The organism is Streptomyces tyrfis, assembly GCF_037034285.1.
Lineage (GTDB): Bacteria > Actinomycetota > Actinomycetes > Streptomycetales > Streptomycetaceae > Streptomyces.
The window spans coordinates 142029-156039 of the sequence record NZ_JBAGJZ010000005.1 but is presented as its reverse complement, the minus strand read 5'-3'; the positions used below and the strand labels follow the sequence as shown (position 1 = coordinate 156039).

The following is a 14011-nucleotide window of genomic DNA, read 5'->3' as shown; positions in this document are numbered from 1 at the left end:
CGCCGGACCGCGGGGTCCGGGGCCGCGCGGGCGCCGCGCCTCGGCGGTCAGGGTTTGTTCGCGGCGTCCTTGGGCCTGCGTTCCACGGGCCCGCGGCGCACCGCGCCCGGCGCGTTCCACTCGGCGCGCTTCCGGGCGCGCAGCTTCGCGGCCTCGGACGACTCCAGCTGGTACGGGACCGAGGTGACCATCACGCCCGGGGTGAAGAGCAGCCGCCCCTTGAGGCGCAGGGCGCTCTGGTTGTGGAGCAGGTGCTCGTACCAGTGGCCGACCACGTACTCGGGGATGTACACGCTGACCACGTCGCGCGGGCTCTCCCGGCGGAGGTTCTTCACATAGTCGATGACCGGGCGGGTCACCTCGCGGTACGGGGAGTCGAGGATCTTCAGCGGGATGTCGATGCCGCGTCGCTCCCAGTCCTCCCTGAGCGCCTTGGTCTCGGCCGGGTCGACGCTGATGGACAGCGCCTCCAGCTTGCCCGAGCGGATCAGCTTGGCGTAGGCGAGGGCCCGCAGGGTGGGACGGTGCAGCTTGGAGACGAGGACGATCGAGTGGACCCGGGAGGGCCGGACCGTCTCGTCGGACGGGGTCTCGTCCGCCGCGATCTCCTCCGCGACGCGGTCGTAGTGCTTGCGGATGGCGGTCATCGTCGCGAAGAAGATCACCATGCCGAGCAGGGCGACCCAGGCGCCGTGGGTGAACTTGGTGGCGAGCACGACGACGAGCACCGTGCCGGTCAGGAACGCGCCGAAGGTGTTGATCGCGCGGGAGCGCAGCATGCGGCGGCGCTTGGCCTGGTCCTTCTCCGTCGCCAGGTGGCGGTTCCAGTGCCGGACCATGCCGATCTGGCTGAGGGTGAAGGAGACGAACACGCCGACGATGTAGAGCTGGATCAGCCGGGTCGAGTCCGCCCCGTAGACCCAGACCAGGAGGATCGCCGCGCCCGCCAGCAGCACGATGCCGTTGGAGAAGGCGAGCCGGTCGCCGCGGGTGTGGAGCTGGCGGGGCAGATAGCGGTCCTGGGCGAGGATCGAGCCCAGCACCGGGAACCCGTTGAACGCGGTGTTGGCGGCGAGGAAGAGGACGAGGGCGGTGGCCGCCGCGAGGACCACGAAGAAGAACGTGCCCTCGCCGAAGACGGCGGCCGCGACCTGCGAGATCACCGGGTCCTGGACGAAGCCGGGGCCCACCGGGACGCCCTTGTCGATGAGGTCGGTGGCCGGGTTCTGGGACATCTTCACGCCGGTGGCCATGGCCAGGGCGATGATGCCGCAGAACATGGTGACGGCCAGCAGGCCCATCATCGCGAGCGTCGTCGCCGCGTTCCTGCTCTTGGGCTTGCGGAAGGCGGGCACGCCGTTGCTGATCGCCTCGACGCCGGTGAGCGCCGCACAGCCGGAGGAGAACGCCCGCAGCAGCAGGAAGACCAGCGCGAAACCGGCCAGCCCCTGGTGCTCCGCCTTGATCTGGAATCCGGACGTCGGGGCGTTCATGGTGTCGCCGAGGACCAGGCCCCGGAACGCACCCCAGATGATCATGATGAAGACGCCCGCCACGAAGAGGTACGTGGGGATGGCGAAAAGCTTGCCGGACTCCCTGACGCCGCGCAGGTTCATCAGCGTGAGCAGCACGATGGCCGTGATCGCGGCCGCCGTCTTGTGCTCGACGACGAACGGGACGGCGGACCCGAGGTTCTCCACCCCGGAGGCGATCGACACGGCGACGGTCAGCACGTAGTCGACGAGCAGGGCGCTGGCCACGGTGAGTCCGGCCTTGGGGCCGAGGTTGGTGGTGGCGACCTCGTAGTCGCCGCCACCGCTCGGATAGGCGTGCACGTTCTGCCGGTAGGAGGCGACCACCGTGAACATCAGGACGACGACGGCGAGCGCGATCCAGGGGCTGAAGTGGTAGGCCGACACGCCCGCGATGGACAGCACCAGCAGGACTTCACCGGGTGCGTAGGCCACCGAGGACAGGGGGTCGGATGCGAAGACGGGAAGCGCGATGCGCTTGGGGAGGAGCGTTTCTCCGAGCTTGTCGCTGCGCAGCGCCCGTCCGATCAGAATCCGTTTGGGCAGGTCGGTCAGTTTGGACACGCAGAGGATCGTAAGCGTTCCGTATGGAAGTCGCAGAACTGCCCGAGGCGTGGCCCGCCATTTCCCAGCTCACAGCCGAAACCGACACAAAATTCTTAACGGAATCCTTGCACTCGACCGCCCGGGAACAGGGCGCTGTAGCCGTTGAGAGCGGGCTGGCCGCCGAGGTGCGCGTATAGGACGGTGGAATCCCGGGGGATTTCGCCGCGCGATACGAGATCGATCGTTCCGGCCATGGATTTCCCCTCGTACACGGGATCGGTGATCATTCCTTCGGTTCGGGCGGCGAGCCGCATCGCGTCGAGCGTGGCGTCGTCCGGAATACCGTACGTGCCCGCGTGGTAGCGCGTGTCCAGTTCGACGTCGTCCGCGGTGAGCGCCCGGCGCACCCCGATGAGCCGCGCGGTGTCCGCCGCGATCCGGGCGATCTGCTCGCGGGTGTGCTCCGGTTCGGCGGAGGCGTCGACGCCCAGGACGCGGCGCGGCCGGCCGCCCGCCTCTTCGAGCGCGGCGAAGCCCGCGATCATGCCGGCCTGAGTGGAACCGGTCACCGAGCAGACGACCACCGTGTCGAAGAAGACGCCGAGCTCGCGTTCCTGCTCCCCGACCTCGTACGCCCAGTTGGCGAAGCCGAGTCCGCCGAGCGGATGGTCGGAGGCTCCGGCCGGGATGGGGTACGGCTTGCCGCCGGCCGCCTCGACCTCGTGCAGCGCCTGCTCCCAGCTCTCCTTGACGCCGATGCCGAACCCGGCGCGCACCAGGCGGACGTCGGCCCCGGCCAGGCGGCTGATCAGGATGTTGCCGACCTTGTCGTAGACCGCGTCGGGCCAGTCGACCCAGCTCTCCTGGACGAGCACGCACCCGAGTCCGGTACGGGCGGCGACCGCCGCGACCTGGCGGGTGTGGTTGGACTGGACGCCGCCGATGGAGACGAGGGTGTCGCAGCCCTGCGCCAGGGCGTCCGCGACGAGGTATTCGAGCTTGCGGGTCTTGTTGCCGCCGTAGGCGATGCCGGAGTTGCAGTCCTCCCGCTTGGCCCAGAGGTCGGCTCCGCCGAGGTGGTCGGTGAGCCGGTCGAGACGGTGGACGGGCGAGGGCCCGAAGAGGAGGGGATGGCGGACGAACGAGGAGATGGCAGGCGAGGAGATGGAGGCTGCGGGCATCACGGGACTCCCTCGGGTGGCGGGGCGAGGCGGGGCCGGCGCGTCGCGGGACGGACGGCCGGGGTGCGGTGCGTGAGGTGCGGTGCGTGAGTGCGATGTGCCAGGTGGTGCGGGTGGTGCGGTGTGCCGGGTGGTGCCTGAGGTGCCTGAGGTGCCTGAGGTGCGGGTGGTGCGGTGTGCCGAGTGGTGCGGGCGGTGCGCGTGCGATGCGCTGGACGGTGGACGAGGTGAGGCGGGGTGGGGGCGTGGGTGTCGGGAGCGCGTGCGGCGCGCGTGCGGGGTCGGGTTGTCGGTACGGCGGTGGCGGCTCGGGACGGCGGGCAGACGGGGCCGCGCGGAGGAGGAGCCCGGCTATCCCGGGCGTTCGGCGGACCGGGAGCCGGGCGGCCCCTCGGGCGGTCCTGGTTCGCCGGACGGGTCGTCGGCCAGCTCTTCGAGCGCCCGCCAGATCTCGGCGGTGACCCGGGCCGCCGCGTCGGCGTCGCGTGCGCCGCACGCCTCGATCAGCCGGTCGTGCAGTTCCGCCGAGCCGTGCGCCGCGCTCGCCGTGCCGAACCGCCGCCACTCCAGCCGCCGGATCAACGGGGTGTACCGCTCCACGGTGGCGGCCACGGCGCGGTTGCCGCAGGCGGTGACGAGGACGTCGTGGAGCCGGTCGTCGGCGTGCAGCGCGTCCGCCACGTCGCCGCGGCGGGCCGCCTCCCGGAAGGCGTCGTTCGCCTCGCGCATCGCGGCGAGGTCGGCGTCCGCGAGAAGGGGCACGGCCGTCCGGGCGGCCAGCTCGTGCATGGCCCGTACGACCGCGGCCGCGTCCCGGACGTCGCGCGGGACCAGACGGGTCACCCGGGTGTAGCTCTGCGGCTTGGACTCGACGAGCCCCTCGCCGGTGAGCCGGGACAGCGCCTCGCGGACCGGAGCCCGGGAGAGCCCGAGCCGCTCGGCGAGATCGGCGTCGCGGACCGGGGCGCCGGGCGGGATGTCGCCCCGGACGATGGCGTCCCGGATCGCCTCGTACGCCGTGTCCCGCAGCAACGTCCGTCGGACGGGACGCAGGGTCCGCAAGGTCTCCATGAACTGACATGTTAGATGTCTGTTCGCGAGGTGCTCAAGAGCCGGCCGGGCGGGACGGACGAAACGGGGCGTTCTCCCCGCGCTGTCGCGGACGTGGCGAAAGGACGGCCGGATGGGGCGTCGCGCTTCGCGCCGCATAAGCTCATCCTGGGCAACGGGACTCACCGTTGCCCCGTTGTTTGCCCGGCAAGCTGAGGAAGAAGTGTGAGCAGGGTGTTTTCGCAGGTCAGCGGGACGACCAGGACTGCGAGGTAGGCACAAGGTGCACATCGTCATCATGGGCTGCGGGCGAGTGGGAGCCGCTCTCGCGCAGACCCTGGAGCAGCAGGGGCACACGGTCGCCGTGATCGACCAGGATCCCACGGCGTTCCGGCGTCTGGGGTCGGGCTTCGGTGGGCGACGCGTCACCGGTGTGGGCTTCGACCAGGACACCCTCCGTGAGGCCGGGATCGAGGAGGCCGGGGCGTTCGCCGCGGTGAGCAGCGGCGACAACTCGAACATCATCGCCGCCCGGGTGGCCCGCGAGATGTTCGGCATCGAGAACGTCGCGGCCCGGATCTACGACCCCCGGCGCGCCGAGGTCTACCAGCGCCTCGGCATCCCCACGGTCGCCACCGTCCGCTGGACCGCGGACCAGATGCTGCGACGGCTGCTGCCGTCGGGCGCCGAGCCGCTGTGGCGCGATCCGAGCGGGGGTGTGCAGCTCGCGGAGGTGCACACCACGCCGTCCTGGATCGGCCACAAGATCAGCACGCTGCAGGAGGAGACGGGCGTCCGCGTGGCGTTCCTCACCCGGTTGGGTGAAGCCATACTGCCCAGTTCGCAGACGGTGCTGCAGGAGGGCGACCTGGTCCACGTGATGATGCGTACGGACGAGATCGAGAAGGTCGAGGCGGCCTTCGCCGAGGGGCCCGAGGAGGGCGGTCACTGATGCGTGTCGCGATTGCCGGGGCCGGCGCGGTGGGCCGCTCCATCGCGGGCGAGCTGCTGGAGAACGGGCACGAGGTGCTGCTCGTCGACAAGGCGCCGACGGCCATCTCGGTGGAGCGGGTGCCGATGGCGGAGTGGCTGCTGGCGGACGCCTGCGAGATCACCTCGCTCGACGAGGCGGCCCTCCAACGCTGCAACGTCGTGATCGCCGCGACCGGCGACGACAAGGTGAACCTGGTCGTCTCGCTGCTCGCGAAGACCGAGTACGGCGTGCCGAGGGTCGTCGCCCGGGTCAACAACCCGAAGAACGAGTGGCTGTTCAACGAGGCGTGGGGGGTCGATGTGGCCGTCTCCACGCCTCGTCTGATGTCGGCCCTGGTCGAGGAGGCGGTGAGCGTCGGCGATCTGGTCCGGCTGCTGCGCTTCAGCCACGGCGACGCCAACCTGGTCGAGCTGACGCTGCCCCCGGAGTCGGCGCTGGCCGGCACCCGGGTCGGGGAGGTGGCCTGGCCGGAGGACACCTCGCTGGTCACCATCATCCGCGGGCAGCGGGTGCTGACGCCGAGCACCGAGGAGACGCTGGAGGCCGGTGACGAGCTGCTGTTCGTGGCCGCGCAGGCCCGCGAGGAACAGCTGGAGGATCTGCTCTCGGTCCGCCGGAGCGACTGAACCGGCGGATCCGGCGGAGGCGGGAGGCCGGGAGGCCGGGAGCGGCGCTTCCCCGGAACGGCCAGGGGCCCGGAACCGTGTGGATCACGTCTCACACGGTTCCGGGCCCCTCGCGTCCGCCGATCGGCTCGGCGGCACGGCCGACTCGCACCGGCCCTACGGCTCACGCGGCTTGTCCAGTTCATGCGGCTCATGCGGTTCACGCGCCGCGTACGGCTCACGCGGCTCACGCGGCTCACGCCGCTCGTACGGCTCGGAAGGTCCGGTCCTCCCGGATCCGGGCGCGCGGAGCGCCCGGAGCTGCGGGACGGCTCAGAGCTCCCCGGGCCGGGACGCCGCCGCGGCCTCGGCCGCCTTGCGGGCCTTCTCGGCCTCCTCCTCCGCCTCCATCTCGGCGAAGACGTCGATGGGCGGCGGCGCCTTGGCGAGGAAGACCCAGGTCAGATAGACCGCGAGCAGGAACGGGGGGATCTTCAGGGCGACCAGGACCCAGCCGAGCTGGGTGGTGTCGGCCCACCAGTACAGCGGGAAGAGGATCGCGCACTTGGCGAGCAGGATCAGACCCCAGGCATAGCTGGACTTGGCGTACGCCTTCTTGCGGCCGGGGTTCCTGGTGCGCCAGGAGAGGTTCTCCTTGAAGACCGGGCCGAGGATCAGCCCGATCAGCGGCACCCCGGCGAGGGTGGTGACCAGGTAGGCGAGGGCCAGGCCGAGCGTGTAGAGCATGCCCGGCAGGTAGAAGTCCTTGGCGTTGCCGGTCATCATCGCGAAGACCACGCCGAAGGCGACGCCGAAGACGCCGCTGAAGGCGTGCTTGACGGTGTCTTTGAGGACCAGCCGTACGGCGACGAGGACCAGGGACACCACCAGGGCGGCGATGGCCGAGACGTGCAGGTCCTTGTTGATCGTGAAGATCGTGACGAAGAGCAGCCCCGGGAGGACTGTCTCCACCATCCCCCGGACACCGCCGAACGCCTCGAACAGCGCTGCCTCGGTGACCGCTTTCGCGTCGGCCTCCTGATGGTCGGTGCGGGTGGTGCGGTCCGTGTCGGACGTCGGCTTGTCGAGAGACGTCACCGGCTACTCCTTGCCGAGCGGTCGGAGTTCGTATTTGGGGTTGAACAGCACCCGGCGTCCATGGCTCATGGCGATCCGGCCCGAGGCGATGAGCCTGCGGCCCGGCTCTATGCCCGCGATGGAGCGCCGGCCCAGCCAGACCACGTCCAGCGGCGCGGTGCCGTCGAACAGCTCCGCCTCCAGGGCGGGCACTCCGGCGCGCGGCCGCAGGGTGACCGTCCGCAAGGTACCAGTCACCTTGACGATCTGCCGGTCGGTGCATTCGGAGATCCGTGTGCACCCCGAAGCCTGCGAGTCCTCCTGCAGCTCCTCGGACTCCAGGTCCTCCTGGGAGCTGGACAGCCGGTCGAGCATCCGCCGGAAGCGCCCGGAAGACTTCTCCGCCTTCCCGGGCCTGCCGGACTTCTCGGATCGAGGGACAGCACTCATACCCGAAGGGTACCGGTCTCCGGTGCTCCGGGCGGGTGGCCCCGGCCTCACCTCCGACCCCGCCCGGACCTCGCCCGAACCTCGCCCGGACCTCGCTCGAACAGGTGCCCGGCGGGCGGACCGCCGGGCCGTACGGAATGGACGCGGAGGGGGCGCGGAGGAGGAACGGAGGGGGTGTGAAGGGCTCGCGCGGGGGTCCGCCGACGCGGAGCCCCGCGCGAGCCCCGGACGGCCGCGTTCCGCGCGCTCAGCCGCGCTCGAAGCGGTACCCCATCCCCGGTTCGGTGACGAAGTGGCGGGGGTGCGAGGGGTCGGCCTCCAGCTTCCGCCGGAGCTGCGCCATGTAGACCCGCAGGTAGTTGGTCTCGGTGCCGTAGGAGGGCCCCCAGACCTCCTGGAGGAGCTGTTTCTGGCTGACCAGCCGGCCGCTGTTGCGGACCAGGACCTCCAGGAGGTGCCACTCCGTGGGGGTCAGCCGCACGTCGCGACCCGCGCGGTGGACCTTCTTCGCCGCCAGGTCGACGGTGAACTCCTCGGTCTCGACGATCACCACGTCGTCGGAGCCCTGCCCGCCGACCGGTTCGGCGCGGCGGACGGCGGCGCGCAGCCGGGCCAGCAGCTCGTCCATGCCGAACGGCTTGGTGACGTAGTCGTCGGCGCCGGCGTCCAGCGCCTCGACCTTCTCGTCCGAGGTGTGCCGTGCGGAGAGCACCAGGATCGGCACCCGCGTCCAGCCGCGCAGCCCCTTGATCACCTCGACCCCGTCCATGTCCGGCAGTCCGAGGTCGAGGACGACGACGTCGGGATGGCGGGCGGCGGCGAGCTGGAGGGCGGTGGCGCCGTCGGGTGCGGCGTCGACCTCGTACTTGCGCGCCTTCAGGTTGATCACGAGGGCGCGTACGATCTGCGGCTCGTCGTCGACCACAAGCACCCGGGTCATGGGGGCCCTGCCTTTCTGCTGTACGGCGGTCTCCGGTGCGGCGGTCCTCGGGGACCGCTCGGGGTTCACGGGGTGTCCGGTGCGGTCATGAGGCGGCCCGTGCGGGGAGCTCGGGGCCGGCCGGGGCGTGCCCCGGCGCCGCCTTGAGGGTCAGCACCATGGTGAGGCCGCCGCCGGGGGTGTCCTCGGCGCCCAGCGTGCCGCCCATGGCCTCCATGAAACCGCGGGCGACGGCCAGGCCCAGTCCGACTCCGGAGCCGCGCGGGGCGTCGCCGTAGCGCTGGAACGGCTCGAAGATGCGGTCCTTGGCCTCGTCGGGGATGCCGGGGCCGCGGTCGACGACCCGCAGCTCGACGCGTTCGCCGAGCGCGCTGGCGGCCACCGTGACGCGTTCCCCGTCCGGGCTGTACTTGACGGCGTTCTCGACGATGTTGGCGACGGCGCGTTCCAGCAGCCCGGGGTCGACGTCGACCATCGGCAGGGTCTCCGGGATGTCCAGGTCCACGCTGCCCTCGGGGACTCCGCCGAGCGCCATCGGGACCACCTCGTCGAGATCGATCTCGCGGATCAGCGGGGTCACGGTGCCGGTCTGCAGCCGGGACATGTCCAGCAGGTTGCCCACCAGGTGGTCGAGCCGGTCGGCACCGTTCTCGATGCCCTCCAGCAGCTCGGCCTCGTCCTCCTCGGACCAGGCGACGTCGTCGGAGCGCAGCGAGCTGACGGCGGCCTTGATGGCGGCGAGCGGGGTGCGCAGGTCGTGGCTGACGGCGGCGAGGAGCGCCGTCCTGATCCGGTTCCCCTCCGCGAGCCGCCGGGCCTCCTCCGCCTCGCCGACCAGGCGCTGCCGCTCCAGCACGACGGCGGCCTGGGCGGCGAACGCGCCCAGCACCCGGCGGTCCTCGGCGGGCAGCACCCGGCCGGACAGCGCGAGCGCCATGTGGTCCCCGACGGGCATGTCCGCGTCGGCGTCCTCCGGCCGGGCCACCGGCGCCGGTCCCACGCTTCCGGCGCACGTCCACGGATCGACGTCGCTGCGCCGCTCCAGCAGGGCGACGGACTCCATGGCGAACGTCTCGCGCACCCGCTCCAGGAGCGCGTCCAGGCTGGTCTCGCCGCGCAGCACGCTGCCGGCCAGGAAGGAGAGGATCTCCGACTCGGCGCGCAGCCGGGCCGCCTGATGGGTGCGGCGGGCCGCCAGATCGACGACCGAGGCGACCGAGACCGCGACCGCGAAGAAGATCACGATGGCGACGAGGTTCTCGGGGTCCTGCACGGTCAGGGTGTGGGTGGGCGGGGTGAACCAGTAGTTCAGCAGCAGCGAGCCAACGGCGGCCGACGCGAGGGCGGGCAGCAGCCCGCCGAGCAGAGCCGCGAGGACCGTCATGAAGAGGAACAGCAGGACGTCGTTGGCGAGCCCCGGACCGTTGCCCAGTTCGCGCAGGAGCAGCGTGAGCAGGACCGGGCCGCCCACGCCGACCAGCCAGCCCCAGATGCTGCGGACCCGGCCCAGCCGGGCGCCGCGGGCGATGGGCAGGCCGCGGCCCTTGGCGACCTCGTCGTGGGTGACGATGTGGACGTCGAGGTCGGGGCCGGAGTCGCGGGCGACGGTGGCGCCCACGCCCGGTCCGTAGATGTACTGCCAGGCCTTGCGGCGGCTGGAACCGAGGACGATCTGCGTGGCGTTGACCCCGCGGGCGAATTCGAGCAGCGCCGAGGGGATGTCGTCGCCGATGACGTGGTGGAACGTGCCGCCGAGGTCCTCGACGAGGGTGCGCTGGACGGTGAGTTCCTTCGGCGAGGCGGAGGTCAGTCCGTCGCTGCGCGCGATGTAGACGGCGAGGATCTCGCTGCCGGAGCCCTTGGCCGCCATCCGGGCGGCGCGGCGGATGAGCGTACGGCCCTCGGGGCCGCCGGTGAGCCCGACGACGATGCGCTCGCGGGCCTGCCAGGTGCTGCGGATGTTGTGCTCGCCGCGGTACTGCTGGAGGTACTCGTCGACCCGGTCGGCCACCCAGAGGAGGGCCAGCTCGCGCAGGGCGGTGAGGTTCCCGGGGCGGAAGTAGTTGGAGAGGGACGCGTCGATCCGGTCCGGCTGGTAGATGTTGCCGTGCGCCATCCGGCGGCGCAGGGCCTGGGGCGACATGTCGACGAGTTCGATCTGGTCGGCCCTGCGGACGACCTCGTCGGGGACGGTCTCGCGCTGCCGTACCCCGGTTATCGACTCGACGACGTCACCGAGCGACTCCAGGTGCTGGATGTTGACGGTGGAGATGACGTCTATGCCGGCGCGCAGGAGTTCCTCGACGTCCTGCCAGCGCTTGGCGTTGCGGGAGCCCGGCACATTGGTGTGCGCCAGTTCGTCCACCAGGGCCACGGCCGGGGCCCGCTCCAGGACCGCGTCGACGTCCATCTCGGTGAAGACGGCGGAGCGGTACTCGATCTCGCGGCGCCGGATCTGCTCCAAGCCGTGGAGCATCACCTCGGTGCGCGGGCGGTCGTGGTGCTCCACGAAGGCGACGACGCAGTCGGTGCCCCGCTCCACACGCCGGTGCGCCTCGGAGAGCATCGCGTACGTCTTGCCGACGCCGGGTGCCGCGCCCAGATAGATCCGGAGTTTGCCGCGTGCCATGGCCCCATTGTCTTCTCGAAAACCGGCTGCGTCCGATGCGGCAGCCCTCTCGAAAACTACCCCTCCGATTCCCGGCAAATGGGACGGGGGGTGGGGCCGGGGGCCGAATTGACAGGATTCTGACGCCGCGCACCACGCTGCCCCGGCTCACCGCCCCGCGCCGCGGCGCCCCGCCGTCCGCCGCCCCGCCTCCGTCTCCGCGACCTCCGGCGCCACGGCGGATTCCCCCTTCGGGGCGAAACCACTGCCCGACGACTTCCCGACAACTTCCTGACAACGGGCGGCCAGCCTTGCCGGGGTCAGCCGGCTCGCCGGGCCTCCGGTTCGCCGGGATTCCGCTCCGCCGGGATTCCGCTCCGCCGGATCTCCGGGGCGAGGCCGCCACCGCCGTTCTCGGCAGGCGAGGCCGCCGCCCCGTCCTCGAAAGGTACGCATGACGACACGCAGGGGCCGTCCCGGCCCCGCCGCCGCCCGAGCCCTCACGATGTCCCTGGCCCTGGCCCTGGCCGCGGTCCCCGCCGCGGCCGCCGCCGCCCGGCCCCAGGGACCCGTCTCCCCCACCGCCTCGCAGGCCCTCGCCCCCGCGGAAGCCTCCGCCTCGCGGACGCCCGCCGCCCCGACCGTCTCCGAGCAGCAGGTGATGCCCCACCTGCGTGCCCTGCAACGCATCGCCGACCGCAACGGCGGCAACCGCGCACACGGCACGAAGGGGTACGCCGAGTCCGTGGCGTATGTGAAGCGCGCCCTGGACCGGGCGGGCTTCCGGACCGCGCTGGTCCCTTTCACCCATGCCGGCGCCACCGGCCACAATCTGATCGCCGACTGGCCGGGCGGCGATCCGGACCACGTGCTGCTGACCGGCGCCCACCTGGACAGCGTGCCGGAGGGCCCGGGCATCAACGACAACGGGTCGGGGTCGGCCGCGGTCCTGGCCACCGCCCTCCAGGTGGCCGAGTCGGGACTGAAACCTCAGCGGCACCTCCGGTTCGCCTGGTGGGGCGCCGAGGAACCGGGGCTGATCGGTTCGGGGGCCTACGTCGACAGGCTCTCCGAGGCCGACCGCCGCAGGATCGACGTCTACCTCAACTTCGACCAGGCGGGCAGCAGGAACACCGACCAGTGGCTCGTGGTCCACGACGACGAACGCGGCGAGACCGAGGCGCAGCAGGCGTTCGAGGCGTGGTTCGCCGAACGGGGGATCCCCACGTTCGACATCGGGGTCGGCGGTTCGGACCACGAGTCGTTCGGAGACGCGGGCATCCCGTCGTCCGGCTTCAGCACCGGCATCTCCGACTGCATCCATGAGGCGTGCGACGACCTCGACAACGTCGATCCGGAGACGGAGACGACCAGCGCCAATGCCATCGCCGGCGTGGTGTGGAAGCTCGCCGCCGCCCCTGCCCGGAACTGACCGTCCGCCCGAAGGAATCGAGACATGCGCATGCGCAGACTGCCGAACCGTCCCCGCAGGACCGCCACCGCCCTCGCCGCCGCCGTGGTGAGCGCCGTCGTGCTGACCGCCGTCCCCGCCTCGGCCGCCACCGGCGGTCCGGGCGTCGGCGACCCGTACTTCCCCGACGACGGCAACCCCGGCTACGACGTCTCCCACTACGACGTCCGGATCGGCTACGACCCGGCACGCACCGACCGGCTCGACGGCGACACCACCGTCACCGCCCGCGCCCTGACCGGCCTGGACCGGTTCGGTCTGGACCTCAAGGGGTTCACCGTGGCCTCGGTCGCCGTGAACGGTGCCCCGGCGAAGACGTTCTCCCGGACCGGCGCCCACAAGCTGGTGATCACCCCGGCCCGGCCGATCGCGAAGGGCACGACGTTCACGGTCCGGGTGAGGTACGCGGGCAAGCCCGACGCCGAGGGCTGGCACACCCTGAAGAACGGCGGCGCGTACGTGTCGGGCGAACCGCACTCCGCGACCTCCTGGTACCCCGCCAACGACCACCCGTCCGACAAGGCCACCTTCGCCCTCACCGCGACGGTGCCCGACGGCTGGAAGGTGATCGGCAACGGCAGGCCCGGGCCGGAGACCGTCGCGAACGGCGCCCGGACCTTCCGCTGGTCCGAGGACAGCCCGATGGCCACCTACCTCAGCACGGTCGCCATCGACCGGTTCACCGTCCACCGGGGCACGACGGCCGCCGGCACACCCGTCATCACGGCGTACAGCCCGGACGTCGACATCGACCCGGCGGCGGAGGCCGAACAGACCGAGATCCTGGACTTCCTGGCCACGAAGTTCGGCCCGTACCCCTTCTCCTCCGCGGGCGCGATCGTCGTCGGGGCCACGAAGGAGCCGACCGACGGTCCCGTCGCCCTGGAGACGCAGAGCCGGCCCACCTACGGGGCGACGCTCTTCGACGGGTCGGTGGTCCACGAGAACGCCCACCAGTGGTTCGGCGACAGCGTCTCGTTCAAGGACTGGCGCGACGGCTGCCTCGCGGAGTGCTTCGCCCAGTACGCCGGGCAGTTGTGGGAGGAGCACAAGGGCGCCGACCTCGATACGGGCTTCTACCGGTCCGAGGTGGAGGACAACCGGAACGATCCGTCGTTCTGGTCGGTCCGGCTCTACGACCCGGGCCCGGGCAGGGAACTGGACTCGGCGCTGTACTTCAAGGGATCGCTGATGCTGCACGCCCTGCGCCGCACGGTGGGCGACGAGGCGTTCTTCACGACGCTGCGGACCTGGACCCACGACCACGCGTACGGCAATGCCTCGTTCCGGCAGTTCGAGGCGCTGGCGGCGAAGGTCTCGGGCAAGGACCTGAAGGGCTTCTTCGGGGCATGGGCCGACGGCACGGTGATTCCGCCGGAGAAGTACCTCTACCCGGGCGGCCTCGGGGGTGTCTGATGAATGAGTGCGGGAGAAGGAGCGGGGGCCGGCACGCACGCTCGCGGCGTTGCCGAACCGCCCACGTGGCTCCGCCACGCAGACGCTCCGGCGCCGGGCGCGGGCCGGACCCGGCCCGCGCGGGAGCCGGGACGGCCGATG

At 71.6% G+C, this 14011-nt stretch carries 11 protein-coding genes; 4 read left to right on the top strand and 7 right to left on the bottom strand.

The window, feature by feature from the left end; all coding sequences use genetic code 11:
- Positions 1-47: 47 nt before the first annotated feature.
- The 3 genes from WA762_RS05930 to WA762_RS05920 all read right to left on the bottom strand — a co-directional run bounded on the left by WA762_RS05930 (position 48) and on the right by WA762_RS05920 (position 4321).
- Positions 48-2096 (bottom strand): APC family permease, encoded by a 2049-nt coding sequence (locus WA762_RS05930; protein ID WP_335933538.1) that lies wholly within the window; start codon positions 2094-2096, stop codon positions 48-50.
- 95 nt (positions 2097-2191) lie between these two features.
- Positions 2192-3259 (bottom strand): 1-aminocyclopropane-1-carboxylate deaminase, encoded by a 1068-nt coding sequence (locus tag WA762_RS05925; RefSeq protein ID WP_335933537.1) that lies wholly within the window; start codon positions 3257-3259, stop codon positions 2192-2194.
- 351 nt (positions 3260-3610) lie between these two features.
- Positions 3611-4321 (bottom strand): GntR family transcriptional regulator, encoded by a 711-nt coding sequence (locus tag WA762_RS05920; protein ID WP_335933619.1) that lies wholly within the window; start codon positions 4319-4321, stop codon positions 3611-3613.
- Positions 4322-4592: 271 nt separating this feature from the next.
- Between WA762_RS05920 and WA762_RS05915 the strand changes: the two genes are divergently transcribed.
- Both WA762_RS05915 and WA762_RS05910 read left to right on the top strand, forming a co-directional pair.
- Positions 4593-5261 carry a potassium channel family protein gene (locus WA762_RS05915; protein ID WP_329838621.1) on the top strand — a complete coding sequence of 223 codons (669 nt, stop codon included), beginning with the start codon at positions 4593-4595 and terminating at the stop codon, positions 5259-5261.
- The gene (locus tag WA762_RS05910) at positions 5261-5929 is read left to right on the top strand and encodes a potassium channel family protein (protein WP_335933536.1); all 669 of its coding nucleotides are present in this window, start codon (positions 5261-5263) and stop codon (positions 5927-5929) included. The genes WA762_RS05915 and WA762_RS05910 overlap by 1 nt, the downstream gene beginning before the upstream one ends.
- A 312-nt stretch (positions 5930-6241) precedes the next feature.
- On the opposite strand, the gene WA762_RS05905 is transcribed toward WA762_RS05910, so the two are convergent.
- The 4 genes from WA762_RS05905 to WA762_RS05890 form a co-directional block, all read right to left on the bottom strand.
- The gene (locus WA762_RS05905) at positions 6242-7006 is read right to left on the bottom strand and encodes a DUF3159 domain-containing protein (RefSeq protein WP_335933535.1); all 765 of its coding nucleotides are present in this window, start codon (positions 7004-7006) and stop codon (positions 6242-6244) included.
- Between the two features lie 3 nt (positions 7007-7009).
- Entirely contained in the window at positions 7010-7435 is a 426-nt protein-coding gene (locus WA762_RS05900; protein WP_335933534.1) for an OB-fold nucleic acid binding domain-containing protein, read from the bottom strand.
- A gap of 247 nt (positions 7436-7682) precedes the next feature.
- Positions 7683-8375, bottom strand: coding sequence for a response regulator (locus tag WA762_RS05895; RefSeq protein ID WP_335933533.1), 693 nt, complete (start codon positions 8373-8375; stop codon positions 7683-7685).
- 85 nt (positions 8376-8460) lie between these two features.
- Entirely contained in the window at positions 8461-11004 is a 2544-nt protein-coding gene (locus tag WA762_RS05890) for a sensor histidine kinase KdpD (protein WP_335933531.1), read from the bottom strand.
- Positions 11005-11437: 433 nt separating this feature from the next.
- Between WA762_RS05890 and WA762_RS05885 the strand changes: the two genes are divergently transcribed.
- Positions 11438-12415 (top strand): M20/M25/M40 family metallo-hydrolase, encoded by a 978-nt coding sequence (locus tag WA762_RS05885; protein ID WP_335933530.1) that lies wholly within the window; start codon positions 11438-11440, stop codon positions 12413-12415.
- Positions 12416-12439: 24 nt separating this feature from the next.
- A complete protein-coding gene (locus WA762_RS05880; RefSeq protein ID WP_335933529.1) occupies positions 12440-13870 on the top strand; it encodes a M1 family metallopeptidase in 1431 nt (476 codons plus the stop codon).
- Positions 13871-14011: the final 141 nt, after the last annotated feature.